This window comes from Oleiphilus sp. HI0066, from assembly GCF_001635725.1.
This window is the reverse complement of sequence record NZ_LWFH01000146.1, coordinates 1-849: the sequence shown is the minus strand read 5'-3', so window position 1 is coordinate 849 and position 849 is coordinate 1. Positions and strand designations below refer to the sequence as shown.

Annotated in this window: 1 protein-coding gene; it reads left to right on the top strand. The window is 42.6% G+C overall.

Annotated elements, in window-relative coordinates:
* On the top strand, positions 1–745 hold a 745-nt coding region (locus A3738_RS02535), incomplete at its 5' end, for a glycosyltransferase family 4 protein (RefSeq protein ID WP_082889937.1).
* Between the last annotated feature and the right edge of the window lie 104 nt (positions 746–849).

The window sequence follows — 849 nt, the reverse complement described above, 5'->3', positions numbered from 1 at the left end:
GTATGACCCCACGAGTTATTTGACTCATTTACATCCGCGCTTAGATGCGATCATTTGTGTGGCAAATGCGGTAAGGGATGACTTACATTTACAATCTCGTTTACCGAAAGAGAATATCGTCACTGTCTATAAAGGGCATTCGCTGGACTGGTATCAGGATCAACCTGCTGATTTGAGTGAGTTTGGCATTCCATCGGATGGCTTTGTGGTTGGTTGTGTTGCCAATGATCGGCCTCGAAAGGGGTTGCCGGTATTGCTTGAGGCTTCTAAGTTGCTTCCACAAGACAAGGATATTTATTTCTTGTTAGTGGGCAATGGTATGGATAGTGATCATATTCAAGCGCTCATTCAAGAAAGCCCAATGGCTGAACGTATAAAAGTAGCAGGACATCGAAAAGATGCACCGGCTTTAATAGCCGCGTGTAATGTATCTGTATTACCTTCTATTAAGCGCGAAGGTCTTCCTAAAACTGTGATTGAAGCGATGGCATACGGCACAGCAGTTATTGTGTCTGCTACCGGAGGAAGTGCAGAATTAATCGTTGATGGTGAGAGCGGTATTCGGGTTGAACCTGGTGATGTGAACGCTATTTCATCTGGGATTATAACCCTTGAAGAAGACCGAGAGCTATGTGCACGGATGGGCGAAGCAGGCAAGAATAGAATTCTTACGCACTTTAGCACGGAGAAATCTGCCTTAGATACTTTGGAATTTTTGAATAAGTTAGTTGTTACAAAGCGCTAGCGTTAAATGAAAAAAACTGAAACACTAACTTTATAAAAATAATTGTTCATGAGAATACGGATGCTCAGTCGCTTGGATCGCGTTTTACTTACGAGTGCTATTTT